General features: G+C 59.1%; 23 protein-coding genes. 13 read left to right on the forward strand and 10 right to left on the reverse strand.

The features are described 5' to 3' along the window. Positions 1 to 49 precede the first annotated feature (49 nt). Positions 50 to 538, reverse strand: a complete 489-nt coding sequence (locus tag AEQ63_RS21235) for an Lrp/AsnC ligand binding domain-containing protein (RefSeq protein WP_010465173.1) — start codon at positions 536 to 538, stop codon at positions 50 to 52. 153 nt (positions 539 to 691) lie between these two features. Here AEQ63_RS21235 and dadA point away from each other — a divergent pair, with 153 nt between their 5' ends. The 5 genes from dadA to AEQ63_RS21260 all read left to right on the forward strand — a co-directional run bounded on the left by dadA (position 692) and on the right by AEQ63_RS21260 (position 4719). Then, a complete protein-coding gene (dadA, locus tag AEQ63_RS21240) occupies positions 692 to 1996 on the forward strand; it encodes a D-amino acid dehydrogenase (protein WP_042607133.1) in 1305 nt (434 codons plus the stop codon). Then, a complete protein-coding gene (locus tag AEQ63_RS21245; protein WP_042607132.1) occupies positions 1968 to 2321 on the forward strand; it encodes a RidA family protein in 354 nt (117 codons plus the stop codon). Before dadA ends, AEQ63_RS21245 begins: the two co-directional genes overlap by 29 nt. 93 nt (positions 2322 to 2414) lie before the next feature. Further along, the gene (alr, locus tag AEQ63_RS21250) at positions 2415 to 3488 is read left to right on the forward strand and encodes an alanine racemase (RefSeq protein WP_042607131.1); all 1074 of its coding nucleotides are present in this window, start codon (positions 2415 to 2417) and stop codon (positions 3486 to 3488) included. 88 nt (positions 3489 to 3576) lie between these two features. Then, positions 3577 to 4125, forward strand: a complete 549-nt coding sequence (locus tag AEQ63_RS21255; RefSeq protein WP_016772566.1) for a cupin domain-containing protein — start codon at positions 3577 to 3579, stop codon at positions 4123 to 4125. Positions 4126 to 4305: 180 nt separating this feature from the next. Beyond that, positions 4306 to 4719 (forward strand): c-type cytochrome, encoded by a 414-nt coding sequence (locus tag AEQ63_RS21260; protein ID WP_042607130.1) that lies wholly within the window; start codon positions 4306 to 4308, stop codon positions 4717 to 4719. A 53-nt stretch (positions 4720 to 4772) separates the two neighbouring features. Here the strand turns inward: AEQ63_RS21260 and AEQ63_RS21265 are convergent, their stop codons facing one another. The 3 genes from AEQ63_RS21265 to AEQ63_RS28380 are packed head-to-tail and all read right to left on the reverse strand — an operon-like array spanning position 4773 to position 7248. Continuing rightward, complete coding sequence (locus tag AEQ63_RS21265) at positions 4773 to 5492, reverse strand: AAA family ATPase (protein WP_082367948.1); 720 nt, start codon at positions 5490 to 5492, stop codon at positions 4773 to 4775. Next, positions 5485 to 6366: an ABC transporter ATP-binding protein gene (locus AEQ63_RS21270; RefSeq protein WP_064364651.1), complete on the reverse strand. Its 882-nt coding sequence runs from the start codon at positions 6364 to 6366 to the stop codon at positions 5485 to 5487. The genes AEQ63_RS21265 and AEQ63_RS21270 overlap by 8 nt, the downstream gene beginning before the upstream one ends. A gap of 3 nt (positions 6367 to 6369) precedes the next feature. Then, complete coding sequence (locus AEQ63_RS28380) at positions 6370 to 7248, reverse strand: ABC transporter transmembrane domain-containing protein (RefSeq protein ID WP_152972403.1); 879 nt, start codon at positions 7246 to 7248, stop codon at positions 6370 to 6372. Between the two features lie 299 nt (positions 7249 to 7547). Between AEQ63_RS28380 and AEQ63_RS21275 the strand changes: the two genes are divergently transcribed. Continuing rightward, the gene (locus tag AEQ63_RS21275) at positions 7548 to 9470 is read left to right on the forward strand and encodes an acetyl-CoA hydrolase/transferase C-terminal domain-containing protein (RefSeq protein WP_064364652.1); all 1923 of its coding nucleotides are present in this window, start codon (positions 7548 to 7550) and stop codon (positions 9468 to 9470) included. Positions 9471 to 9601: 131 nt separating this feature from the next. Here AEQ63_RS21275 and AEQ63_RS21280 read toward each other — a convergent pair whose 3' ends face one another. After that, positions 9602 to 10174, reverse strand: coding sequence for a xanthine phosphoribosyltransferase (locus tag AEQ63_RS21280; RefSeq protein WP_042607125.1), 573 nt, complete (start codon positions 10172 to 10174; stop codon positions 9602 to 9604). A gap of 57 nt (positions 10175 to 10231) precedes the next feature. After that, a complete protein-coding gene (gene rep, locus AEQ63_RS21285; RefSeq protein WP_016772574.1) occupies positions 10232 to 12241 on the reverse strand; it encodes a DNA helicase Rep in 2010 nt (669 codons plus the stop codon). Between the two features lie 272 nt (positions 12242 to 12513). On the opposite strand from rep, the gene AEQ63_RS21290 reads away from it, so the two are divergent. Further along, positions 12514 to 14187: a putative bifunctional diguanylate cyclase/phosphodiesterase gene (locus tag AEQ63_RS21290; protein ID WP_042607124.1), complete on the forward strand. Its 1674-nt coding sequence runs from the start codon at positions 12514 to 12516 to the stop codon at positions 14185 to 14187. A gap of 108 nt (positions 14188 to 14295) precedes the next feature. Here the strand turns inward: AEQ63_RS21290 and AEQ63_RS21295 are convergent, their stop codons facing one another. Further along, positions 14296 to 15690: a NorM family multidrug efflux MATE transporter gene (locus AEQ63_RS21295; RefSeq protein WP_064364760.1), complete on the reverse strand. Its 1395-nt coding sequence runs from the start codon at positions 15688 to 15690 to the stop codon at positions 14296 to 14298. Positions 15691 to 15849: 159 nt separating this feature from the next. Here AEQ63_RS21295 and AEQ63_RS21300 point away from each other — a divergent pair, with 159 nt between their 5' ends. From AEQ63_RS21300 to AEQ63_RS21310, 3 genes are all read left to right on the forward strand, one after another. Continuing rightward, positions 15850 to 16770, forward strand: a complete 921-nt coding sequence (locus AEQ63_RS21300; RefSeq protein WP_042607123.1) for a LysR substrate-binding domain-containing protein — start codon at positions 15850 to 15852, stop codon at positions 16768 to 16770. Positions 16771 to 16957: 187 nt separating this feature from the next. Continuing rightward, the gene (locus tag AEQ63_RS21305) at positions 16958 to 18934 is read left to right on the forward strand and encodes a methyl-accepting chemotaxis protein (protein ID WP_042607122.1); all 1977 of its coding nucleotides are present in this window, start codon (positions 16958 to 16960) and stop codon (positions 18932 to 18934) included. Positions 18935 to 19129: 195 nt separating this feature from the next. Continuing rightward, a complete protein-coding gene (locus AEQ63_RS21310; RefSeq protein WP_064364653.1) occupies positions 19130 to 20344 on the forward strand; it encodes an aldose 1-epimerase family protein in 1215 nt (404 codons plus the stop codon). On the opposite strand, the gene AEQ63_RS21315 is transcribed toward AEQ63_RS21310, so the two are convergent. Continuing rightward, positions 20341 to 21834, reverse strand: coding sequence for a YifB family Mg chelatase-like AAA ATPase (locus AEQ63_RS21315; protein ID WP_064364654.1), 1494 nt, complete (start codon positions 21832 to 21834; stop codon positions 20341 to 20343). The two genes, AEQ63_RS21310 and AEQ63_RS21315, sit on opposite strands and share 4 nt — an antisense overlap. Positions 21835 to 22216: 382 nt before the next feature. Further along, the gene (locus tag AEQ63_RS27435; protein WP_236705280.1) at positions 22217 to 22714 is read right to left on the reverse strand and encodes a hypothetical protein; all 498 of its coding nucleotides are present in this window, start codon (positions 22712 to 22714) and stop codon (positions 22217 to 22219) included. A gap of 290 nt (positions 22715 to 23004) precedes the next feature. Here AEQ63_RS27435 and AEQ63_RS21325 point away from each other — a divergent pair, with 290 nt between their 5' ends. Further along, on the forward strand, positions 23005 to 23202 hold the full coding sequence (locus AEQ63_RS21325) for a helix-turn-helix transcriptional regulator (RefSeq protein ID WP_236705281.1): 198 nt from the start codon (positions 23005 to 23007) through the stop codon (positions 23200 to 23202). A gap of 252 nt (positions 23203 to 23454) precedes the next feature. Here the strand turns inward: AEQ63_RS21325 and AEQ63_RS21330 are convergent, their stop codons facing one another. Beyond that, the gene (locus tag AEQ63_RS21330) at positions 23455 to 23715 is read right to left on the reverse strand and encodes an accessory factor UbiK family protein (RefSeq protein ID WP_007920416.1); all 261 of its coding nucleotides are present in this window, start codon (positions 23713 to 23715) and stop codon (positions 23455 to 23457) included. Positions 23716 to 24109: 394 nt separating this feature from the next. On the opposite strand from AEQ63_RS21330, the gene glnK reads away from it, so the two are divergent. Continuing rightward, on the forward strand, positions 24110 to 24448 hold the full coding sequence (gene glnK, locus AEQ63_RS21335; protein WP_002555808.1) for a P-II family nitrogen regulator: 339 nt from the start codon (positions 24110 to 24112) through the stop codon (positions 24446 to 24448). 37 nt (positions 24449 to 24485) lie between these two features. Beyond that, positions 24486 to 25823 carry an ammonium transporter gene (locus tag AEQ63_RS21340; RefSeq protein ID WP_041476939.1) on the forward strand — a complete coding sequence of 446 codons (1338 nt, stop codon included), beginning with the start codon at positions 24486 to 24488 and terminating at the stop codon, positions 25821 to 25823. Positions 25824 to 26030 lie beyond the last annotated feature (207 nt).

Genomic DNA, 26030 nt, shown 5'->3' on the forward strand with positions numbered 1-26030 from the left:
TGTAGGAGTGAGCCTGCTCGCGATAGGGCCGGGTCGGGCACCGAAAAGGTCAATCCGGAATCGGCAGGCACAGGCTCTCTTTCACCTCTTCCATGACGATGTAACTCTTCGATTCGCGCACATGCGGCAGCTTCAACAGAATGTCGCCCAGCAGCTTGCGGTAGGAGGCCATCTCGGAAATCCGCGCCTTCACCAGATAGTCAAAATCCCCTGAGACCAAATGACACTCCAGCACATGGGGCAGCTTCAGCACCGCGCGGCGGAACTCCTCGAAAGTGTCGCCGGATTTGTAATCGAGGCTGATCTCGACAAACACCAGCAGGCTACCCTTCAAATGCTGCGGATTGAGCCGGGCGTTGTAGCCCATGATGATTCCTTCGCGCTCCAGGCGCCGCACCCGCTCGGTGCATGGCGTGGTCGAGAGGCCGACCTTTTCCCCCAGTTCGGTAAAGGAAATCCGCCCGTCCGCCTGCAGGATTCGCAGGATATTGCGGTCGATCTTGTCCAGCTCACGTTTGGTCTGAGTGTTGGTACGCATAGGGGATGCGCCTCCGTGAAAAGGGTTTTTGCCGAGAATTGTCGCCAAATATAGGCGCTTATATAGTGAAAAGCACTGGCATTTCTTTTTTACACTGCGCTCATCATTGCTCTAACAAACAGTTCGGCGAAAAGCCGCGATGAGGGATTGAAAATGCGCGTCATGGTCTTGGGTAGCGGCGTTATCGGTACCGCCAGTGCTTACTATCTGGCCCGCGCCGGGTTCGAAGTGGTGGTGGTGGACCGGCAGCCTGCTGCGGCCATGGAAACCAGTTTCGCCAACGCCGGCCAGGTCTCGCCGGGTTACGCCTCGCCGTGGGCTGCGCCGGGCGTGCCGCTCAAGGCGATCAAGTGGCTGCTTCAGCGCCACGCGCCATTGGCGATCAAGGCCACCGCCGACATCGATCAGTACCTGTGGATGGCGCAAATGCTGCGCAACTGCACCGCCAGCCGTTACGCGGTGAACAAGGAGCGCATGGTGCGTCTGTCCGAGTACAGCCGTGACTGCCTCGATGAGTTGCGCGCCGAAACCGGCATTGCGTACGAAGGTCGCAGCCTCGGCACTACCCAGTTGTTCCGGACTCAGGCGCAGCTGGATAACGCCGCCAAGGACATCGCCGTGCTGAAAGAATCCGGCGTGCCGTTTGAACTCCTCGATCGCGCCGGCATTGCCCGCGTCGAGCCGGCTCTGGCAGGCGTCACCGACATTCTCGCCGGCGCGCTGCGTTTGCCCAACGACCAGACCGGCGACTGCCAGATCTTCACCACCCGTCTCGCCGAAATGGCGCGCAAGCTCGGCGTGGAATTCCGTTTCGGCCAGGACATCCAGAAGCTCGACTACGCCGGTGATCGCATCAACGGCGTGTGGATCGACGGCAAGCTGGAAACCGCCGACCGCTACGTGCTGGCACTCGGCAGCTACTCGCCGCAACTGCTCAAGCCGCTGGGCATCAAGGCTCCGGTGTATCCGCTCAAGGGCTACTCGCTGACGGTGCCGATCACCGATCCGGCGATGGCGCCGACTTCAACCATTCTCGACGAGACCTACAAGGTCGCGATCACCCGTTTCGACAACCGCATCCGCGTCGGTGGCATGGCCGAGATCGCCGGTTTCGACCTGTCGCTCAACCCGCGTCGACGCGAAACCCTGGAGATGATCGTCAACGACCTTTATCCTCAGGGCGGCAATCTGGCCGAGGCGAGTTTCTGGACCGGCCTGCGCCCGACCACGCCGGACGGCACGCCGATCGTTGGTGCTACGCCATTCAAGAATCTGTTCCTCAACACCGGTCACGGTACGCTCGGCTGGACCATGGCTTGCGGTTCCGGCCGTTTGCTCGCCGACCTGATGGCGAAGAAAAAGCCCCAGATCAGCGCCGAAGGCCTCGATATTTCCCGTTACGGCAACCAGACCCAGGAGTCCGCAAAACATGTCAATCCAGCGCCAGCTCACCAATGAGCGCATGAGTCAGATCGTCAGCCACAACGGCATCGTGTATCTGGCCGGGCAGGTCGGCGACGACTTCGACGCCGGAATTGAACAGCAGACCCGCGACGTGCTCGCCAATATCGAGCGCCTGCTCGATCTGGCCGGGACGGACAAGCAGCATCTGTTGTCGGCGACGATCTACCTGAACGACATCGACGCCCACTTTGCCGGCATGAACGCAGTGTGGGACCAGTGGCTGCCGAAAGGCGCCGCGCCCGCCCGCGCCACTGTCGAAGCGAAGATGGCCAAGCCGAGCATACTGGTGGAGATCTCCATCGTCGCCGCGCTGCCATAACTTTTCCGAGATCCCTCTCCCGGCGCTGTTGGCGGTTCACGCCGTCAGTCAGCGCCGGTTTTTCTTTCCATGACCGCCCAGAAGTCTGCCGCCATGCGTCCTGCCCGTGCCCTGATCGATCTTCAAGCCCTGCGCCACAACTACCGAATTGCCCGCGAAGTGACTGGCGCCAAAGCGCTTGCGGTGATCAAGGCGGACGCCTACGGCCATGGCGCGGTGCGTTGCGCCCAGGCACTGGCAGCCGAGGCGGACGGTTTTGCCGTGGCGTGCATCGAAGAGGCACTGGAGTTGCGCGCTGCCGGGATTCGCGCGCCGGTACTGCTGCTGGAAGGCTTCTTCGAAGCAGACGAGCTGGCGTTGATCGTCGAGCATGATTTCTGGTGCGTGGTGCATTCGCTGTGGCAGCTCGAAGCGATCGAGCAGGCGGCGCTGAGCAAACCCATCACGGTGTGGCTCAAGCTCGACTCCGGCATGCACCGGGTCGGCCTGCATCCGAAAGATTACCCAGCGGCATACCAGCGTCTGCTGGCCAGCGGCAAAGTCGCGAAAATCGTGCTGATGAGCCACTTCGCCCGCGCCGATGAATTGCACGCGCAGAGCAGTGCCGAGCAGGTGGCAGTGTTCGAAGCGGCGCGTCAGGGTTTGGCGGCGGAAGTCAGCCTGCGCAACTCACCAGCCGTGCTCGGCTGGCCAGAAATCAAAAGCGATTGGGTACGCCCGGGCATCATGCTCTACGGCGCGACCCCGTTCGAAGAAGCCAACGCAGTGGCCGAGCGCCTGCAACCGGTGATGACCCTCGCATCGAAAGTCATCAGCGTGCGTGAACTGCCGGCCGGCGAACCGATTGGCTATGGCGCCAGGTTCATCACCGACAAACCCATGCGCATCGGCGTGGTCGCCATGGGTTACGCTGACGGCTACCCGCGTCAGGCGCCGACCGGCACGCCGGTGCTGGTGGCCGGCAAACGCAGCCGCCTGCTGGGGCGCGTGTCGATGGACATGCTCTGCATCGACCTGACCGATGTGCCGGAAGCCGGCCTCGGTTCCGACGTCGAGTTGTGGGGCAAGAACATCCTCGCCAGCGAGGTGGCGAAGTGGGCCGACACCATCCCTTACCAGATATTCTGCAACCTGCGTCGGGTGCCGAGGCTCTATTCCGAGGGTTGACGCCGCTACGGGGGCCAAGTGTTGTAAATACTGAACGCTGTCGCCATGATAACGCTCAATATTCTTACAACATCAGGAGGCTCCCGCCTTGGACGTCGGTGAACGACTGCAATCGATCCGCAAGCTCAAAGGGCTTTCCCAGCGTGAACTCGCCAAACGCGCGGGCGTCACCAACAGCACCATTTCGATGATCGAAAAGAACAGTGTCAGTCCTTCGATCAGTTCGCTGAGAAAGGTGCTCGGCGGCATTCCCATGTCCATGGTCGAGTTCTTTTCCGAAGAGATCCTGCAGGACCAACCGACCCAGATCGTCTACAAGGCCAACGAGCTGATCGACATCTCCGACGGCGCCGTGACCATGAAACTGGTCGGCCGCGCCCACCCCAGCCGCGCCATCGCCTTCCTCAACGAAATCTACCCGCCGGGCGCCGACACTGGCGAAGAAATGCTCACCCATGAAGGCGAGGAAACCGGGATTCTGGTGGAAGGTCGCCTGGAGCTGGTGGTGGGTCTGGAAACTTTTATCCTCGAAGCTGGCGACAGCTACTATTTTGAAAGTACCAAGCCGCATCGTTTCCGTAATCCGTTCGACGTACCGGCGCGACTAATCAGCGCAGCGACGCCGGCGAATTTCTAAGCAAGAGGCGCCAGACCATTACGGCGAAGGCACCCGGACCGTTCTTCCGATGCGCAACAAGACCCCTCTAACCATGGGGTTGTTTCAGTACAGCGGCCTAGCCGCTATACTTGCGCCGCCTGCGAACCGTGGCCGCAGGCGTGAATAGCCACCATTGAGGGTGAACGCGTGAACCTAATTATGAAAATGCTGGCTGCACCAGCAACCGTACTGGCCCTCTGGGCTGTCAGCGCTCAAGCTGCGACGAATGACGACATCGCCAAACGCATCGAGCCCGTCGGCCAGGTGTGTGTTCAAGGGCAGGAATGCAAGGGTATGGAAGTGGCTGCGACCGCAGGCGGCGGAGGCGGGGCGAAGGCACCTAAAGACGTGATCGCCAAGCATTGCAACGCTTGCCACGGCACGGGCCTGCTCGGCGCGCCGAAGATCGGCGACAAGGCAGCCTGGAAGGAGCGGGCCGATCATCAGGGTGGTCTGGACGGCATCCTTGCCAAGGCCATCACCGGCATCAACGCCATGCCGCCAAAAGGCACCTGCGCCGATTGCTCCGATGAAGAGCTCAAAGGTGCGATCAAAGAGATGTCCGGTCTGTAAGCGACGCTCTCAACGAAAAACCGTCTTCGGACGGTTTTTTTGTGCCTGCAATGTCACTGCATGTTTTTCGTGATGTAGGCGCCGGCAGAATTGAGCACGGCTTTGTAGACGGCATAAGCATCAGTATCTTCGACAGCTATTTGCTCGCAACGCCCTGCGGATATCTGCCTCAGATCACAGCCCGGGATCGACATGATGAGGGGAGAGTGAGTCGCGATGATGAATTGCGCGCCGCCGCGCGACAGCTCCATTATCCGGTCGATAAACACCAATTGCCTCAACGGGGATAACGATGCTTCCGGCTCGTCGAGCACATACAGTCCCTGGGCTTTGAATCGGTGGTGGAAGAGCGCCTCCATTGCTTCACCGTGCGACATGCAATGCAAATCCACGCCACCGTAATAGGTCTTGATTTCAGGATCAAAGCTCGGCTCTGCATCGAGCTTGCGAATCGTAGTGCTCAAGTTGTAGAAGGTTTCTGCTCTGTAGAAAAAAACGTCCTTCTCCCTTCGGTAGCCTTTTGAGAGCGTCAGGGTTTCATGCAGTTTCGAATGGGTGTTCTCGGTCGAGAAATTGAAATTTCTGCCACCGCCTTCTGGATTGCAACCCAACTTGATGGCAATAGCTTCAAGTAAAGTGGATTTTCCAGAGCCATTTTCTCCGATAAACACAGTTATTGAGCTGCTGAATTCAAGCGGAAAGAGGTCATGCAGGAGGTCAGCCGCCGTAAGGTCTGGCTTCAGGCGTATTTGTTGGATAAACAGATCATTCATATCGATGCCCTCTGAAGATTCTGTCGATTGAAACCTTCACGCCGATCATCGCTATCCCGAGTCTTATCGAGCTCGTGCTGGCCATGGTAAAGATTCCGATATAACCGAGACAGGCAATAAGACGCTCGCCAAATAATTCCGGGGTGGCAGCGGCGCTGAAAAAAATGACCGAGACCGTCCCGGTCGAGATGGCCATTTCCGGCCAGAAGGATTGGATCGCGCTTGCTTTCTGATATTTGTAGCGTGCTCGTACTGTGCCCTTTAAATATCCAAAGCTTCTGATGAGTTGCATTTTACTTTGCTCGCCGTCGCTGGAAATTTTAAACGCGTTAATAAGCGATTCCTTGTACAAATCTTCCTTCGACATTTCTGCTGCATATAGCCGCTGGATTACAGGCTTGGCAAATCTCAATTGCACACAAGTCAATACAATAGTTGAAGCGATGGGCAGGAAGAAGTAGATGTTTTCCCTAAGCAGAATAAAGGCAGCGGACAATGTCAAAATGCAAGAGCCGATGAGATGAATTGCGTCATGAATGACCGAAGCAATTTTCTCAGCATCTTCTTTAATCATTGTCACCCGAGAACATAATGGAGAGGGCCGCTCATCATGCACAATGAATCTGATAAGCACAAAACGAGATCTCGCTTCCATGAGCGTCGCGAAGGAGTTGCCCAGAGTCTGCGTTGAAAGCTTGGTTAAAAAAATAGCGATAAGGACGAAATAAGCCTCAGTGCTAATCGCACCGGTGGTGAGAGCCGTCAGGCTTTTGGCGACGACTGATGGTATCAACAATTGACATGCGGCTGCTAACGTGAGGCAAATCACCGAAAGAACAAAAACCGTCAGATTTTTTTGCAGGCATATAAGCATGGATCAATGCCTCTCGTGCTGTAGTCCATAGCCGCGAATCCGACTACGTCTGTAAGATGCCTCTCTGCTTGAGTAGTAGATGGATATCAGCGACGCCGCAGGACTCAGCACACGCTCAAGATAGATGGCTGAGGCAAAAATGGCACCTATATTGAAATTTCCGGCGCTTAGCAGATGGGCCGAAACTAATAATAGAACCACTATCGCCACCGGATAACATGAGCATGAAATTGATTCGAAAGTCGATGCTTTGAGGCTTGAGCGAAAAGCGAGGCGTTCGATGTTTTTTATATCTAGCTTGGCCCTGTTTGTATAAGGTTTTGCATTATATAAATGCTCACAGATAGCACCGATTGTTACGGTGTTATGCTGTACATACTCATCATATAAGGACCTACTGGCTCTTCGAGTAGCAAGATATACAACTAAAGCATAGAGGAGACCGCTAAGTGGCGCGAGCGCCAAAAGCGGGTGGTAGAAGGCGGTTATGAAAAGCGCAACGGAAATGATGCTGCAGTTCAACGAAATATCAAAATATAGCGAGTGATACAGATACATCGAACCATCGACGTCGCCATCAACCAGTTCGATCCACTGGCCTGGTTTTTGCGTATGCCCGAAGCTTCCGCCAAGTAGGTGATTCAGAATTGCCTTCTTCAGAATACATCTTGTTTTGGACGCGGTTTTTTGTAGATAAATGTTGGCTGCCAGCTTGAATGGGGGAGTGGCAATAAGAAAGAACGCAGCGCCGGCGAGGGTGTATAAGTACAAGCTGTCGCCTCCCAAAAACAGATTGATTGAGTTGCCAATCAAATAGGGTGATGCGCTTGTTAGAGTCGCAATGCCTACACCAAAGCAGCATAGTACCAGGTTGCTTTTCATTAGGGCTAAGTGCTTCCGATGCCAGATTTTTTAAAGGACGTTTGAATCATGTATCCATGTTAGCTGTGTATGAAATAAGTACAATTCGGACGCGTCCGGTAACTTTGCGTGATTGAATTACAAACAATGTAGGAAAATAGTTGCCCGTTTTGTGAGGTGATTCGTCTTACTGGCTCAGCAGACGCGATCCGCCTCCTGTCGAAACTTCGGCCCTTTTTTGCGTCAATCGCCTTCCCTCGGAAGTAATTCCCCGTCAATCTCGGTCTACCCCTATCAACGGAACGGGCGGGAGGCTTCAGATGGTGCAGTTGTGTTCGATCGAACAGGCGGTGGACGACGTACTGGTGCGCTTGCCGGCGCACATCCACATGGGCCTGCCGCTGGGGCTGGGCAAGCCGAATCACTTCGTCAACGCGCTGTACCGGCGCATCAAGGGCCTGCCCGAGCGGCAGCTGACGATCTACACCGCCCTGTGCCTCGGTCGGCCGAATCTGGGCGATGGCTTGCAGAAGCGCTTTATCGAGCCCTTCGTCGAGCGGGTGTTCGGTGATTATCCGGAGTTCGATTTCCTCGCCGATCTGCAGCGCGACAGCCTGCCCGCCAACATCCGTATCCAGCAGTTCTTCATGCAGCCCGGCAGCCTGCTCAACAGCGCGCCGGCGCAGCAGGATTACGTCAGCAGCAATTACAGTCATGCCGCCCGCGACATCAACGCAGCAGGCCTGAACCTGGTGGCGCAGTTGCTCGCCAGCAACAGCGAACATCCCGATCGGCTGAGCCTGAGTTGCAACCCGGACATCACCCTTGACCTGTTGCCGATGATCGCCAAGCGCCGCGAGGCGGGGGAGACCATTGTGCTGGTCGGCCAGGTGCATACGGATCTGCCGTACATGCCCGGCGATGCTGAAGTCGACATCGACACTTTCGATCTGCTGATCGACGAGAAGGACAGCAGCACGCTGTTTTCCACGCCGAATATGCCGGTGGGCTTCCAGGATCATTTCATTGGCTTGCACGCCAGTACGTTGGTGCGCGACGGCGGAACGCTGCAGATTGGTATCGGTTCGATGGGTGATGCGTTGACTGCTGCGTTACTCGCTCGGCAGGCCGATAACGCCGGCTATCAGGCGTTGCTCGATGACATCAACCTCAGCCAATGGGCGCAATTGATCCAGCGCGAGGGCGGCACCGCGCCCTTTGCCAAAGGCCTTTATGGTTGCAGCGAGATGTTCGTCAACGGTCTGCTGGTGCTGGCAGATGCCGGGATCGTTCGGCGCAAGGTCTATCCCGATGTGCCGACGCAGGAACAGGCCAACGCCGGCACCCTCGACGAAGCGGCACAACCTGACGGCATCTGCGTGCACGGCGGTTTCTTCCTCGGCCCGCGCAGCTTCTATGAACGGCTGCGCGAGTTGCCGCAAAGCAGGTTGCTTGAATTCAACATGACCCGCATCAGCTACATCAACGAGCTGTATGGGCAGGAAGAACTCAAACGTCTGCAGCGCCTTGATGCGCGCTTCATCAACACCGTGTTCAACATGACGTTGCTGGGTGCGGGTGTCGCGGATCAATTGGAAGACGGACGGGTGCTCAGTGGGGTCGGCGGGCAGTACAACTTCGTGGCGCAGGGACACGCGTTGCACGATGCGCGGTCGATTCTGATTCTGCGCAGCTGGCGCGAGTCCGCCGGCGAGGTCAGTTCCAACATCGTCTGGGAATACGGCCACTGCACGATTCCGCGGCATCTGCGCGACATCGTCGTCACCGAGTACGGCATCGCCGACCTGCGCGGCAAATCCGACGCGGCAGTGATCGAAGCGCTGCTCAACATCAGCGACTCACGTTTTCAGCCAGGGCTCATCGAACAGGCGCAGAACGTCGGCAAGCTGCCGAAGGATTTCCGTATTGATCCACGGTTTGCCGACAACACACCGCAACGCTTGCAGGCGATTGCCGCGCGGCACCCGAACCTGTTTCCGGAGTACCCGCTAGGTTGTGATTTCACCGCGATCGAACGGGATCTGTTGCGCGCGCTGAACTGGCTGAAGAGCAAGTTCAAGCTGAGCGAGATTCTGGAACTGGGCAAGGCAGCGCTGGATGCGCCGGAGGCCTCAACGTTCCCGGAGCATCTTGAGCGGATGCAGCTGACGAATCCGGAGGGGTTGAAGGAAGACCTTTTCCAGCGCCTGCTCCTCACTGGTCTGAAAGCCACCACGCAATAACTGCCCACCCCAGAAGCCGCTGTGGGAGCGAGCCTGCTCGCGAAAGCGGTGTGTCATTCCCTCAACAGGGTGACTGACACAATGCATTCGCGAGCAGGCTCGCTCCCACAGGGGTAACTCGGTGCTGCTGGTTACTCGATGAAGGTAACGACGCCATCCTTCAGCGATTTCACCCGGGCCAGCGACTCGACGCGGTAGCCCTGCGAGTCCAGTTCGGCGCGGCCGCCCTGGAACGACTTCTCGATGACGATGCCCAGACCGGCAACGGTGGCGCCGGCCTGTTTGATGATCGAGATCAGCGCTTGCGAGGCCTTACCGTTGGCGAGGAAGTCGTCGATGATCAGCACGCGGTCGCTGCTGGTCAGGTGGCGCGGGGAGATGGCCACGGTGCTTTCGGTCTTTTTGGTGAACGAGTACACGGTCGCCGACAGCAGGTTTTCAGTCAGGGTCAGCGACTGTTGCTTGCGGGCGAAGATCACCGGCACGCCGAGGTTCAGACCGGTCATGATCGCTGGGGCGATGCCCGAAGCTTCGATGGTGACGATCTTGGTAATCCCCGAGTCCTTGAACAGCGCGGCGAATTCGTCACCGATCAGCTTCATCAGTGCCGGGTCGATCTGGTGGTTCAGAAAGGCGTCGACTTTCAGGACCTGATCGGAAAGCACGATGCCTTCTTCGCGGATTTTTTTGTGCAGTGCTTCCACAACAGCTTCCTCTGTTGGCGCGATGGGCGCCGAAGGTAGATTAAAAAGTAGTCGATTCTAGCGCTTTAACATCGCGCGTATATCGGCTAATGCGCTATTTCCGCGCACGGCTTTGACTTCAGTCGGGGTGTCGTCGTTGCCTTCCCAGGCCAGATCGTCCGGCGGCAGTTCATCCAGGAAGCGGCTCGGCGCGCAGTCGATGATTTCGCCGTACTGCTTGCGCTTGGCGGCAAAGGTGAACGCCAGGGTCTGGCGGGCACGGGTGATGCCCACATAGGCCAGGCGACGTTCTTCTTCGATGGTGTCGGCTTCGATGCTGGAGCGGTGCGGGAGGATTTCCTCTTCCATGCCCATGATGAACACGTAGGGAAATTCCAGCCCTTTGGATGCGTGCAGCGTCATCATCTGCACACCTTCGGCACCGTCCTCCTCTTCCTGCTGGCGCTCGAGCATGTCGCGCAGCACCAGTTTGCCGATGGCGTCCTCGACGGTCATTTCGCCGTCTTCGTCCTTCTCCAGGGTGTTTTTCAACGCCTCGATCAGGAACCAGACGTTGCCCATGCGGTAGTCCGCAGCCTTGTCGCTGGAGCTGTTGGTGCGCAGCCAGTTCTCGTAGTCGATGTCCATGACCATGCTGCGCAGCGCCGAAATCGGATCTTCGCCGGCGCACTGCTCGCGGACCTTGTCCATGAAGCGCTTGAAGCGCGCCAGGCGATCGGTGAAGCGGCTGTCGAGATGTTCACCCAGGCCAATTTCGTCGGTGGCGGCGTACATCGAGATTTTGCGTTCGGTGGCGTAGTTGCCGAGTTTTTCCAGGGTGGTCGAACCGATCTCGCGGCGCGGCACGTTGATCACGCGCAGGAAGGCGTTGTCGTCATCCGGATTTACGATCAGGCGGAAGTAGGCCATCAGGTCCTTCACTTCCTGACGGCCGAAGAAGCTGTTGCCGCCGCTCAGGCGATACGGCACCTGGTGGTGTTGCAGCTTCAATTCGATCAGCTTGGCCTGATAGTTACCGCGATAGAGAATCGCGAAATCGCTGTACGGGCGGTCCGTGCGCAGATGCAGGCTGAGGATTTCCATGGCCACGCGCTCGGCTTCGGCGTCCTCGTTGCGGCAGCGGATCACGCGGATCTCGTCGCCGTGGCCCATCTCGCTCCACAGCTGTTTTTCGAATTCGTGCGGGTTGTTCGAGATCAGCACGTTGGCGCAGCGCAGGATGCGGCTGGTTGAACGGTAGTTCTGTTCGAGCATGACCACTTTCAAGGACGGATAGTCGTCCTTGAGCAGCATCAGGTTTTCCGGGCGCGCGCCACGCCAGGCATAGATCGACTGGTCATCGTCGCCCACCACGGTGAACTGGTTGCGCTTGCCGATGAGCATCTTCACCAACAGATACTGACTGGCGTTGGTGTCCTGGTATTCGTCGACGAGCAGGTAACGCACCTTGTTCTGCCACTTTTCGAGAATGTCGGCGTGTTCTTCGAAAAGCTTTACCGGCAGCAGGATCAGGTCGTCGAAGTCCACCGCGTTGAACGCCTTGAGCGTGCGCTGATAGTGGGTGTAGACGATGGCGGCGGTCTGCTCTTTGGGATTGCGCGCGTTTTCCAGGGCCTGGGCAGGCAGGATCAGGTCGTTTTTCCAGGCGCCGATCATGTTCTTGATCTCGTCGACGCCGTCGTCGCCTGCGTATTCCTTCTGCATGATGTCGGTCATCAGGGCTTTGACGTCGGTCTCGTCGAAGATCGAGAAACCGGGTTTGTAGCCCAGTCGCGCATGCTCCTTGCGGATGATGTTCAGGCCCAGGTTGTGGAAGGTGCAGACGGTCAGGCCGCGACCTTCGCCGGCACGCAACAGGGTGCCGACCCGCTCTTTCATTTCGCGCGCGGCCTTGTTGGTAAAGGTCATGGCGACGATGTACTGGGCGCGGATGCCGCAGTTCTGGATCAGGTGCGCGATCTTGCGCGTGATCACGCTGGTCTTGCCGGAGCCAGCACCGGCGAGCACCAATAGAGGGCCGCCGACGTAGTTCACGGCTTCTTGCTGCCGGGGATTGAGTCGGGACATACGAAAATTCGGGAGTCGTTGACGAAATGGGCCGGCATTTTAACAGGCTCAGCGATTTGTGCTGCTCTGTCCGACTTGTGACGCAACACGCGATTCAGATTTGCCGGTTTTGTTACTTTCACGCAGGATACGTGGGGATTTTGCGGCTAATGTTCTCATTCGTGACACAAAATAACCTTTCACTGCCGTTGTCATCGGACAACGCATTGGTCATTGTTCAGCACACCGGCATAATGCCCCGCCTACATCATTGCAGAGTCTAGGGAGTCAGCTTGTCTACGCCTGTCGAACCCTTGCGTTTGCTGCTACTGGCCGAAGAGCCAGCGTGGACAGCGTTGTTGCGTGAGTGTCTGGCTCCGATGGGGAGCGCGGCGGTGCTGATCAGCGCGCCGAACTGGGATTCGGTCAGCCGCCTGTTCGAGGACAACCGCCACGCGGTGCTGCTGACCCTGCCGGCATTGCAGCCGGCGCCCGGGCGCTGCAGCCTGCCGACCGTTCTGCTGCTGGAGCATGAACCGGCCACCGCGCCGGTCGGGGTCAGCGACTGGCTGGTCTTCGACGCCCTCGACGCCGGCATGCTCCAGCGTTGTCTGCGCCATGTTCGCGAGCGCGGCGTGCTGGAAAATACCCTGCAGCGCCTCGCCGAACAGGATCCGCTGACCGGCATCGCCAATCGCCAGGGTTTCCAGACGCTGCTCACCGCACGTCTTGCCGAAGGCGACGGTCGCGGCCTCGCCCTTGGCCATCTCGATCTCGATAACTTCCGCCATGCCAATGATGCTCTTGGTCATCAGGCTGGCGATCGTCTGATCCTGCAAGTCGTCGCGCGCCTGAAAAGTCAGTTGGAGGCCGGTGATCAACTGGCGCGGCTGGGCAGTGATGAATTTGCTTTGCTGATCGACACCCGCCGCGCGCCGCAACGCGCCGAGTGGATGGCCGAGCGCATTACCGAGGCGTTGGCCGAACCTTATTGGGTCGACGGTGAGAGCCTGCTGATCGGCTCCAGCCTCGGCATCGCCCACGCCCGCGCCAACGGCGGTGCCGATCCATTGATGTGGCACGCACACATCGCCATGCAGCAGGCCAAGAGCACGCAGGGCTGCACCTTTCATATCTTCAACGAGCGCATCAACCGCAATGCGCGGAGCATGGCTGACCTCGAAAGCGAACTGCGCCGAGCCCTGCGCCGCGACGAGCTGGAGCTGCATTACCAGCCACGCCTGAATCTTGAGGATGGCCAGATCGTCGGCCTCGAAGCGCTGGTGCGCTGGCGCCATGGGGAACGCGGTCTGCTGCCGCCGAGCGAATTCGTGCCACTGGCCGAACAAAGCGGATTGATCGTGCCGCTGGGTTACTGGGTGATTGCCCGGGCACTGCGGGATATGCAGGCTTTGCGCGAGCAGGGTCTGCCGCCGCTGCACATGGCGATCAACCTGTCGTTCCGGCAGTTTCAGGACAGCCAGTTGCTGCCGACGCTCAGTCGTCTGATTGCCGAGCGTGGCGTGGAAGCACAGTGGCTGGAATTCGAACTGACCGAAACCGCGGTGATGCGGCGCAGCGATCTGGTCAAGCAGACCATGGACGCGCTCGGCCGCCTCGGCGTGCGCTTCTCGCTGGACGATTTCGGCACCGGTTTTTCTTCGTTCGTGCACCTCAACAGCCTGCCGATCACTTTGCTGAAGATCGACAAGAGTTTTGTCGGCGGCATGGAACAGCGCGAAGAGAACCGCAAACTGGTGCACGCGATGATCAACCTCGCGCACAACCTGCACCTGGAAGTGGTTGCCGAAGGGGTCGAGACGCCGGAGCAGTTGGACTTGTTGCGCGGGTTCGGTTGCGATCAGGTGCAGGGTTATCTGATCAGCCGGCCGTTGCCGCTGGAGGAGCTGGTGGAATACCTGACGTCGGGATCGAGCCAGCAGCCGGCTCTGGAAATCGTCGGCTGATCACCACCCCCTGTAGGAGTGAGCCTGCTCGCGATAGCTTTTCAACAGTCAACATTTGCATTGACTGATATACCGCAATCGCGAGCAGGCTCACTCCTACAGAGGACCTCATTCGGCCTGGGGGATGTTAAAACCTTGAGCTTGCGGCTCGCGCCGAATCATCCGCTGCATCTTCCATTCAAACCCCAGCGTCAGGCTCACTGCCGCGCACGCCAACCCCAGCGCCAGTCCCCACCAGACACCGGTCGGCCCCCAATTGAGGTGGAAAGCCATCCACCACGCCGCCGGCGCACCGATCAGCCAATAGCAAGCCAGGCCGACCAGGAAGGTGGTCTTGGCATCCTTGAGCCCGCGGATACAGCCCATGGCAATCGTCTGCGTGCCGTCGAACAACTCGAACCACGCCGCTACTGCCAGCAGGCTCACCGCCAGACGGATCACCTCGGCAAACGCCGGGTCGTTATGGTCGAGGAACAGGCCGACCAACTGGTTCGGCCACAGCCAGAACACCAGGGCAAAGCCGAGCATCACTACCGCGCCGAAGGCAATGCCGACACGGCCGGACATCCGCGCATCAACCAGTTGCCCGGCGCCATAGTGCTGGCCGACGCGCATGGTGATGGCATAGGACATCCCGGCCGGAACCATGAACGCCACAGAAACGATCTGCAGAGCGATTTGGTGCGCGCCCATTTGCGTGCTGCCCATGGTGCCCATGCACAGTGCAGCGAAAGCGAACAACCCGACCTCCACCGCATAGGTGCCGCCAATCGGCAGGCCCAGGCGCCAGAGTTCTTTCAGGTATTGCCGGTTCGGCCGCGACAGACCGACGCGCAACGGATAAGCGTCATAGGCCGGATGCCGGCGAATGTGCCAGGCCAGCGCCAGTGCCATGCAGTTGGCGACAATCGCCGTGACCAGACCGATGCCGGTCAGACCCAGGTGCGGCAGGCCGAACATGCCGGTGATCAGCGCGTAGTTGAGCAGGAAGTTGGCCACCGTGCCGGCGAGGCTGATCACCATCACTGGTGTCGCCCGACCAATTGCACTGGTAAAGCCGCGCAGGGCCATGAAGCTCAGATAACCGGGCAAGGCGAAGGGCAGGGCGATGAGGAATTGCCCGGCGGCGTTGACGTTGGTTTCGGTCTGGCCAAACAGCAGCAACACGGGTTTGAGGTTCCACAACAGCAGCCCGGCGCCGAGCGCCATCAGCCAGGCCAGCCACAGTCCGGCCTGTGTCAGGCGCGCGGCACCGATGATGTCGCCGGCGCCCTGACGGATCGCCACCAGTGTGCCGACCGCTGCAATCACGCCGATGCAGAAAATCGACACGAACGAATAGCTGGCCGCACCGAGGCCGCCACCGGCCAGCGCTTCTGGACTCAAGCGCGCCATCATCAGGGTGTCGGTCAGCACCATCAGCATGTGCGCCAACTGCGAAGCAATCAGCGGCCCCGCCAGCCGCAGAATGGCCCAGAGTTCGGTACGCACAGGATGCCGCATGGTCATCACCACCCAAATATCAAAGGGAACAGAAGAGCGTCGATTCTCGGCGCTTGGCAGGCGTTGCACAAAGGGATAAAAAGGATGGGTGGCATGATTAATACTCATCCTGAAACGTCTCGGCCGAACCGGCTGCATCCCGCTACTGGAGCTTTGTGTATGTCCCGACGCCTTCCGCCCCTGTATGCCCTGCGTGCATTCGAAGCGGCAGCGCGACACAGCTCGTTCACCCGCGCGGCGGAAGAATTGTCGATTACCCAGAGCGCGGTCAGTCGGCACATGCGTACCCTTGAAGAACATTTCGCCTGCCGGCTGTTTCATCGCAGCGGCCGCAACTTGCAGCTGACCGAATCGGCCCGGCTGCTGTTGCCCGGTATCCGCGAAGGCTTTGCCGCCCTCGAGCGCGCCTGCAACACCTTGCGCGCCGAGGACGACATCCTGCGCATGAAGGCACCATCAACCCTGACCATGCGTTGGTTGCTGGCGCGGCTGAGCCGCTTCCGCCACTTGCAGCCGGGCAATGAGGTGCAACTGACGAGCGCGTGGATGGACATCGATTCGGTGGATTTCAACAATGAGCCGTTCGATTGCGCCGTGTTGCTCAGCGACGGGCATTTCCCGCCGGACTGGGAGGCGAGCCTGCTGTTTCCCGAGGAATTGATCCCGGTTGGCGCGCCGAACCTTCTCAATGATCAGCCCTGGGACGTGGCGCGCCTGGGCAGCGCCGAACTGTTGCATCCGACCCCGGATCGCCGAGACTGGCGCAGTTGGCTGGAGCGCATGGGGTTATCCGATCAGGTCTCGCTCAAGGGCGGTCAGGTGTTCGACACCCTCGAACTGGGCATGATCGCGGCGGCGCGCGGCTACGGTGTGTCCATGGGTGATTTGCTGATGGTTGCCGAAGACGTCGCGCAAGGGCGCTTGAGTCTGCCGTGGCCGACAGCGGTCGCCAGTGGTCTTGATTATTACCTGGTGTGGCCAAGAACCCGTCCGGGAGGTGAACGTTTGCGCCGCCTCAGTGACTTTCTTCAGAGCGAAGTCCGCGCCATGCAGCTCCCGGCAGTGACACGCTTGAGCTGAGACGTTTGAGCCGGCACAATGCCACCACTGCGCCATACCCACGCAATGCGCTCAAGTATTCGGTTTTACCGCCGACTACGAGCATGTGGAACCGTCGTGCCGGTTTCGCGCTACCCCCATTATTAGAATATTTTCCGGGCAATTACCGCGATCAAGGAGGATTCGGTGGCTCGGCCAGGAGCTGTTCATGTCTCAACCTCGTGCTCGGATCGCCTCGCAGTTGGGCCTTGCCCTCGCTGTAATACTGGCGATAGTCATCAGCGGCAGTACGGTGTTCGCCTTGCGTTCGCTGGATTCCGCCAACCTCGCCACCCGTGAAGAGCATCTGGCCAGTGAGGCCCGGCTGCTGGCCGATCAACTGAGTACCTTCCACGGTACGCTGCGCGAAAGCACCCTGCGCTTGAGCGGTCTGTTCGAAAAACGCTTCGGCAGTGGCCTGAGTGTGCACCCCGATCAGCCAGTGACCGTGGCCGGCGTGCAGACCCCGGGCCTGCACCTGGGCAACGAGGTGCTGAACAACAACTTCAAGGAAGTTGACGAGTTCAAGCAGATGACCGCCGGCGTGGCCACGGTATTCGTGCGCAGCGGCGAAGACTTCATTCGCGTCAGCACCAACGTCAGCAAGCAGGACGGCACCCGTGCCATCGGCACCGTGCTCGATCATGCCAACCCGGCCTACGCAAAATTGATGGCGGGGCAGAGTTATGTCGGCCGCTCGCTGTTGTTCGAGCGCTACTACATGTCGCAGTACACCCCGGTGCGCGACGCGGGCGGCAAGATCATCGCCGTGCTGTACGTCGGCTTCGACTACACCGACGCGCAGAACGCGCAGTTCGCCAATCTCAAGCGCTTCCGCATCGGCCAGACCGGCTCGCTGGCCCTGCTCGACGAGCAGAACAAATGGCTGGTGCCGATTGCTGGCGTAGAAGCGCTGGATCAAGCCGTGCCGACCATCAATAACCTGGTGAAAACCCCGGGCAAGGGCGAGTTCTGGAGCGACAAGGGAGAAGACTTCTACAGCATCGCCGTGCCGTTTGAAGGTGGCCCGTGGTCGGTGGTCGCGAGCATGCCGAAAGCCGAGATCCGCGCGGTGACCTGGAGCGTCGGTACACAACTGGCGATCGGCAGCCTGCTGGCGATGTTGCTCGCGGTCGGTTCCGTGGTCTGGCTGTTGCGCAGCAAGCTTGCGCCACTGGGCGATCTGGTGCGTCAGGCCGAGGCCTTGGGTGCCGGTGATCTGAGCGTGCGTCTGAACGTATCGAGCCACGACGAAATCGGTCAGCTGTCCCGCGCGTTCAACCAGATGAGCCAGGCGCTGTCGACCATGGTCGAGCACATCCGCCGCGCCTCGGAAGAGGTCAACAGTCGCGCGCAGGCATTGTCCGGTTTGTCCGGTGGTGCTTATGAAGGCATGGAGCAGCAGTCGGGCGAAATCACCAGCATGGCCGGCGCGGTGGAAGAGTTCAGTGCGACGTCGCTGAACATCGCTGACAACATGGGCGCGACTCAGCGCCTGGCACAGGAAAACGCCCAGCAAACACAGATTGGTCGCAGCTCGATGGAAGAAGCGTCGTCGTCGCTGGAGCAGATTGCCGGTGCGCTGAACAGCACCGCCACGGTGATCAACACCCTCGGCCAGCGCTCCCAGGAAATCGGCGGCATTGTTGGCGTGATCACTTCGATCGCCGAGCAGACCAACCTGTTGGCGCTCAACGCTGCGATCGAAGCCGCCCGTGCCGGTGAACAGGGCCGCGGGTTTGCCGTGGTGGCGGACGAAGTGCGCAGCCTCGCCTCGCGTACCCGTCAGGCCACCGACGAAATCTCCAGCATGATTCACAGCATCCAGCAGGAGACCGGCAACGCGATCAGCACCATGGAGCAGGGCAATGTGCTGATGCAGGAAGGCCTGTCGCGTAACGCCAATGTCGCCTCGGCACTGGCACGGATCGATGAGCAGAGCCGTTCGGCAGGCCAGCAGTTTGCTGCTATCACCACCGCCACTCAGGAGCAAAGCAGCACCGCGACGTTGCTGAGCAGCAATCTGCAGAGCATTGCCATGGCCAACAGTGAGCAGCGTGAGGTGGTTTCCAACCTGGCCATCACCGCTAAAGAGCTGGAGAAACTGGCGGCGGATCTGCGATCCGAGGTTGATCGCTTCCGTTGATGTGTCTTTGAAATTGCCATCGCGAGCAGGCTCGCTCCCACAGTTTTCGGTGTGACTCACAAATGTTGTGAAAGCCCGATGTCCCTGTGGGAGCGAGCCTGCTCGCGAATGCTTTTCTCCAACAGCTTCTTTGCACTTGCTGAAACGTTTCCGCAGCGCTATAAAAATGGCACAACTCCAATAAAGGCTGCTGCCATGACTCCGCTCAAACTCCTCGTCGCTCTCGGCGCATTCTCTGCCGCTTCCCACGCCATGGCCTGGGACTATGTCCTGCTCGACGCCAACACTCCGGCAAAAAACTGGACGATCACCAGTGAACAGCTCGGTGTAAAAACCACCAAGCCGTTTTCCGTGACCCTGCGCACCCTGCACGGCGGTCGTCAGGAGGGCGTCAGCATCGTCGATATCGATAACGGCACGATGAAGCTTTCGGTGGTGCCGACCCGTGGCATGAACGTGTTGCAAGCCTCGGTGGGCGACGTGCGCATGGGCTGGGATTCGCCGGTCAAGGACGTGGTCAACCCGGCGTTCATCGAGCTCAACGGCCGCGGTGGCCTGGGCTGGCTGGAAGGCTTCAATGAACTGGTCACCCGTTGCGGTTACGAGTGGGTTGGCCATCCCGGCATGGACAACGGTGAACTGCTGACCCTGCACGGTCGCGCCGCCAATATCCCGGCCAGCACCGTCACTCTGCACATCGATGAAAAACCGCCGTATGCCATCACGCTGCGTGGCGAGCTGAAAGAGCAGGCATTCAAGAAAGTCGATTTCTCGGTAGCGACCGAACTGGTCACCGAACCTGGCAGCGCAAGCTTCGTCCTCAACGATACCCTGACCAATAACGGCGACTATGCGAAGGAATATCAGGCGCTGTATCACAGCAATTTCAGTACGCCGTTTCTTGAGCAGGGCGCGAAGTTTGCTGCGCCGGTGAAGCAGGTATCGCCGTTCAACGACAAGGCCAAGGGTGATCTGCCCGACTGGCAGACGTACCGCGCACCGACCAGGGACTACGACGAAACGGTCTACAACGTTGTGCCATATGCGGACGCCAAGGGCGATACCCTGACCGTGCTGCACAACAAGGCCGGTAGCCTCGGCGTTGCGGTTGGCTTCAATACCCAGCAGTTGCCAGTGTTCTCGCTGTGGAAAAACACCGACACCCAAGGGCAGGGCTACGTCACCGGGCTGGAGCCTGGGACGAGTTTTTCCTATAACCGTCGCTATCAGCGGCCGCTGAATCTGGTGCCGACCATTGCGCCGAAAGAATACAAACAGTTCCAGATCAGCTATAGCCTGCTGGCCGATAAAGCTGCGGTGGATAACGCCCTGAAGCGTGTGACCGATATTCAGGCCGGGCGCGACACCGAAGTGCGCCAGACGCCGCTGGTTGATCTGACTGAGCATTAAGGTGTCGCCGGCCGGTATTGCAGTGCCTCCGCCAGATGCTCGCGGGTAATCGCATCGGCCTGCTCAAGATCCGCCAGTGTGCGCGCGACCTTGAGCAGGCGATGCGCCGAGCGCAGCGACAGGATCAGTCGCTCGCAGGCCCCTTCCAGCCATCTCTCATCGGCTGTGGATAACTTGCAGTGACGCTTCAACCCCGGCAGATCGAGAAACGCATTGGCGCAGCCTTGGCGTTTTTGCTGGCGCTCCCGCGCTTCAGCCACCAACGCCGCAGCGCTGGCGCTGTCCTCCCCGAGCTTGGCTGCCGGATTCAATGCTGTCGCTTCACGCGCCACGGTCAGGTGCAGATCGATACGATCCAGCAGCGGCCCCGACAATTTGTTGCGATAGCGCTGCACCATGTCCGGTGTGCACGAGCATTTGCCGCTCGGTTCGCCAAGATATCCACAGGGACACGGATTCATCGCTGCCACCAGCTGAAAGCGCGCCGGGAAACGCACGCGATCCTTGGCGCGGGCGATGACGATATGCCCGGACTCCAAGGGCTCGCGGAGCACCTCGAGAACCTTGCGATCAAACTCCGGCAATTCATCGAGAAACAGCACGCCGTGATGAGCCAGGGTGATTTCACCGGGTTGCGGTTTTGAACTGCCACCGACCAGTGCCGGTCCGGAAGCCGAATGGTGCGGTTGCCGGAAGGGACGCTGCGGCCAGTGAGTCAGAGGCACACCGCTGGCGACCGATTGAATCGCTGCCACTTCCAGCGCTTCGCACTCGGAAAGCGGCGGCAGCAACCCCGGCAGACGACTGGCCAGCAGCGTCTTGCCGGTTCCTGGAGGCCCGCTGAACAACAAATTGTGCGCCCCCGCTGCGGCAATCAGCAGCGCGCGTTTGGCGGCTGTTTGCCCTTGCACCTCGTTAAGGTCGGGATAGGGCTTGGCGGCATGCATCAATCCGTCGGAAACGTAAGGTTCGACCGGCGTATGCCCATTGAAATGCGCCACCGCTTCCAGCAGATGATCAACCGCATACACCTTCAACCCCGACGCCAGACATGCCTCCTCGGCATTCGCTCGCGGCACCACCAGCGCCCGCCCGGCCTTGCGCGCCGCCAGCGCCGCCGGCAGCACGCCACGCACCGGCCGCACCGCACCGGACAATGCCAATTCACCCAGACATTCCACATCGTCCAGCGTCAGACACGGCACTTGCACACTGGCCGACAAGATCCCCAAGGCAATCGCCAGATCGAAGCGCCCGCCATCCTTGGGCAGATCCGCCGGCGCCAGATTCAAAGTGATCCGCCGCGCCGGAAACTGCAGCCCGGAGTTGATGATCGCACTGCGTACTCGATCCTTGCTCTCCTTCACCGCCGCCTCGGGCAGTCCGACCATGGTCAGGGAGGGCAGACCGTTTGCCAGATGAACTTCGACAGTGACGGCGGGAGCATCCACGCCAATCTGGGCGCGACTGTGGACGATGGAGAGGGACATGGTCGTTCCTTGAGCTGAATCGGGGTCCGCTTCCTGCGGGTTTTTGAAGGGTAGTTGAGCCGGGTTTCAGTGCTGAAATAGAGGTTTACAAGACGTATCAAGACCCGATGGGCTGTCATTGCTTGGCTGAATTGGACCGTTGACTCTCGACTGGCATTGACGGATCATCCCGTTCGAGGACTGCAACTGCGCATTCGTCGGGACTGGGCACCAGCAAAAGCTCCCCCGCATTTTTGGCAGCAGAGAAAGCTGGTTTCTCTGAAGTAGTGACGACGGGCTAGCCTGTCGGATTCTGAACCCAAGGCCGTAAAGCCAGGAGCTAAAGAATCGCTGCGACTACTCCTCAAAAAATACTTAAAAGGCGTCCATCGGACGCCTTTTTTTATTTCTGATTTGGTGGTGCTCGTGGTATCTGCCCCACTAACGTGCCATGTGCACGTTTTTGCGGGTACCAAGTCACCACGAAGTAACCAAATCCTGTGGCGCGCTCGTGTCGCGGTTCAAGAATCAGTGTTCCCATAGATGTCCTCAGTACCGCGACCCTGTTTCCACATCGCTGTTCTTTGAACTCACAATAGATTTGTGCCCCCGGGACGATCATTTTTGCAACAATCGCGGCTACCCCATCGGCAGTCTTGCAACCATGCTTGAGCAAATCGGCACTATGGGCTTCCCAAATGTGCACTACGCCAAAACCACTATTCGCTCGACGGTGAATACCTACCCGCAGATAAATCTTCCCGCCTGGCAAGCCGAATTTTGGCATATCGGGGATCGTGCCAAAGATGTAACCACCATCTGGATGCTGAACCAGCGTGTTTTCTTTGAGCTTGAGCAAATGAGATAAGAGGGATCCAGAACCAGAGTGTCTGGCGATCAATGTGTATCGCCTGGAACTCGACGAATAGGATCGACCAGCGCAGGCGAAAGCCACCAGCCTAATCACAGCCAAGAACTCACGGAATCAGGCGCAGACGCTGATTCTCGTAGGGTTATGCCCTATTAGTTGTAGGACGCCGGCCAAACGGTTTTGATGGTCTTGTTTTCCTGAATCGGATGCTCCAGTTTGGTCACTCAACGCAGCCTCTGGAGGCGAACAATGGACCGCAGGGGTATGCGCCCGACTCATCGGGCGAGGTTCTGAGTAAGGAATTCATGGAGCCGTTGGGCATGACTGTCATGGATCTGGCCATGCCCACGAACTGGCCCGAAAGTGAGATCGAAAAGCTTGTGAAATGCCAGCTCAGGATCTGCGCCGATCTGGCAATCAGCCTTGCCATTCATCTCAACACTACGCCTGAGTTCTGGATGAGTCTTCAGTCGACTTACGATTTGCGCAGGGCCCAGCTCAGGCATGCGGGCTTATAGCGATTGCAGCATCCGCGAAGCCCTTTTCCACCAAGGCCCCGTCATTGGGCGCTTGGTCTGTTCCCGCTCCACCATCATCTGCGGCGCATCGTGTGACCGTATCCACGGCTGGGCGTTTTCGATCTAGTTGAAACCTGGGCTTTTCGGCGCAATCGGACGGCGGTGGTGCAGGTTGTAGGACGTTGCCGGGATGGTTGAAGGGCTGGAGATCAAAAGATCGCAGCCTTCGGCAGCTCCTACAGGTGGCGCGGATTATTCAGCGGGCGGTGTCAGCTTCGCTTCCATCTCGGCAACCTTGGCTTCGAGGCTTTCGAGGCGGGCACGAGTACGCGCCAGCACAACCATCTGACTATCGAATTCTTCGCGGCTGACCAGATCGAGTTTGCTGAAGGCACTTTGCAGCAGCATTTTGAACTGGCTTTCGATTTCGGCTTTCGGAAGTGGCGTGTCGCCGCTGAACAGGCGGGAGGCGGTGCCGCTCAGGGCGTCGAGGAAGTCTTTGGGCGCGAGCATGGGGAATGTCCTGGAAACAATGGCCGGCAGTGTATCACGCAGTGTCTATAGTCAATCCCGTTGCTCGGATGCACGCTTTTCGCGCAGGGGGACGGACGGTGGCGCACCGTTGTTGTGCGTATCGGTAAACGCTTTACTGCGCGAGTGTGCGTAACCGAGGCCAAACGGTTGAAATGCTGGGCTTTTGCCGAGCTGGCAAGGTTTCTGCTTAGTCACCCTCGACCCATGCACTGATGCAGTCGCTGTGACGAATGCAGTGCGGCAGACGAAGCGGGGAGTTTCGTCTGATGCGGTTAGCTGGCGTCAACGATGCGTTACAAAGCCAGGCACTGCGCTTAGACTTGAGACGGGTTTGTTTTCCTGGGGCAAGTCCACCAATTCGGGAGAGAGTTTCATGAAGCTAGTCACTGCCATCATCAAGCCGTTCAAGTTGGACGACGTGCGCGAGTCGCTGTCCGAAATCGGCGTGCAGGGCATTACCGTCACTGAAGTCAAAGGCTTCGGCCGGCAGAAGGGTCACACCGAGCTGTATCGCGGCGCGGAATATGTGGTCGATTTTCTGCCCAAGGTGAAAATCGACGTGGCCATCGACGACAAGGATCTGGATCGGGTTATCGAGGCGATAACCAAGGCGGCCAACACCGGCAAGATCGGTGACGGCAAGATCTTCGTGGTCAATCTGGAACAGGCGATCCGCATCCGTACCGGCGAAACCGATACCGACGCGATCTAAGCGCCGCCACAAACCCAACGCCCCAGGAGAAAACAATATGACTCTGCGTAAATTCGCAGGGCTAGGCGCCCTGTTGTCCATCGTAATGCCCGGCATCGCCATGGCGGCAGACGAAGTGGCAGCGCCAGTCCTCAATTCCGGCGACACCGCCTGGATGCTCACCTCCACAGCCCTCGTGCTGTTCATGACCATTCCCGGCCTGGCGCTGTTCTACGGCGGCATGGTTCGCTCGAAAAACATTCTTTCCGTGCTGATGCAGTGCTTCGCCATTACCGGTCTGATCAGCATCCTGTGGGTCATTTATGGCTACAGCATTGCCTTCGACACCACCGGCATGGAGCAGGGCGTCGTCAACTTCAATTCGTTCTTCGGCGGCATGGGCAAGGCGTTCCTCGCCGGTGTCACGCCTTCGAGCATCACCGGCCCGGCGGCGCTGTTCCCTGAGGCGGTGTTCATCACCTTCCAGATGACCTTCGCGATCATCACCCCGGCGCTGATCGTCGGTGCGTTCGCCGAGCGCATGAAGTTCTCCGCGATGCTGATCTTCATGGGCATCTGGTTCACTCTGGTTTATGCACCGATCGCGCACATGGTCTGGTCCGGTAACGGCGGCCTGATGTGGGACTGGGGCGTACTCGACTTCGCTGGCGGCACCGTGGTGCACATCAACGCCGGTATCGCCGGTCTGGTAGCGTGCCTGGTACTGGGCAAGCGCAAAGGTTTCCCGACCACACCGATGGCCCCGCACAATCTCGGTTACACGCTGATGGGCGCGGCGATGCTGTGGGTCGGCTGGTTCGGCTTCAACGCCGGCTCCGCTGCAGCTGCCAACGGCACCGCCGGCATGGCGATGCTGGTTACCCAGATTGCCACCGCTGCTGCGGCACTGGGCTGGATGTTTGCCGAGTGGGTCACCCACGGCAAGCCAAGCGCACTGGGCATCGCCTCGGGTGTGGTCGCCGGTCTGGTTGCGATTACACCGGCGGCTGGCACCGTGGGCCCGATGGGGGCACTGGTGATCGGTCTGGCCGCAGGCGTGGTGTGCTTCTTCTGCGCCACCACCCTGAAGCGCAAACTCGGCTATGACGATTCCCTGGATGCCTTCGGCGTGCATGGTATCGGCGGTATCCTCGGCGCGATCCTCACCGGCGTTTTCGCAGCACCGGCACTGGGCGGCTTCGGCACCGTGACTGACATTGGCGCGCAGGTCTGGATTCAGATCAAGGGCGTCGGCTTCACCGTGATCTACACCGCGATCGTCACCTTCATCATCCTCAAGGTGCTGGATGCCGTCATGGGTCTGCGTGTCACCGAGGAAGAAGAGTCGGTCGGCCTCGATCTGGCACAACACAACGAACGCGGCTACAACCTGTAAGTACGCGCACTGAAAAAATTGCCCGGTTCGCCGGGCATTTTTTTGTCCGGGATTTGTCATTCAAGGAGCGGCTGAAAGGATTTTTCTTACGGCTTTGGTCGTCTTTACGACGAGGCTTTTTCTGCGGGCAATCGCTTACATCGCTGCAGGAATATTAGGGCCTTTGTTTTTTTTCAGAGCACGCTAGAATGCGCCCCGAACGAGCGG

Source organism: Pseudomonas sp. RIT-PI-o, assembly GCF_001297215.1.
Taxonomy (GTDB): Bacteria; Pseudomonadota; Gammaproteobacteria; order Pseudomonadales; family Pseudomonadaceae; genus Aquipseudomonas; species Aquipseudomonas moraviensis_A.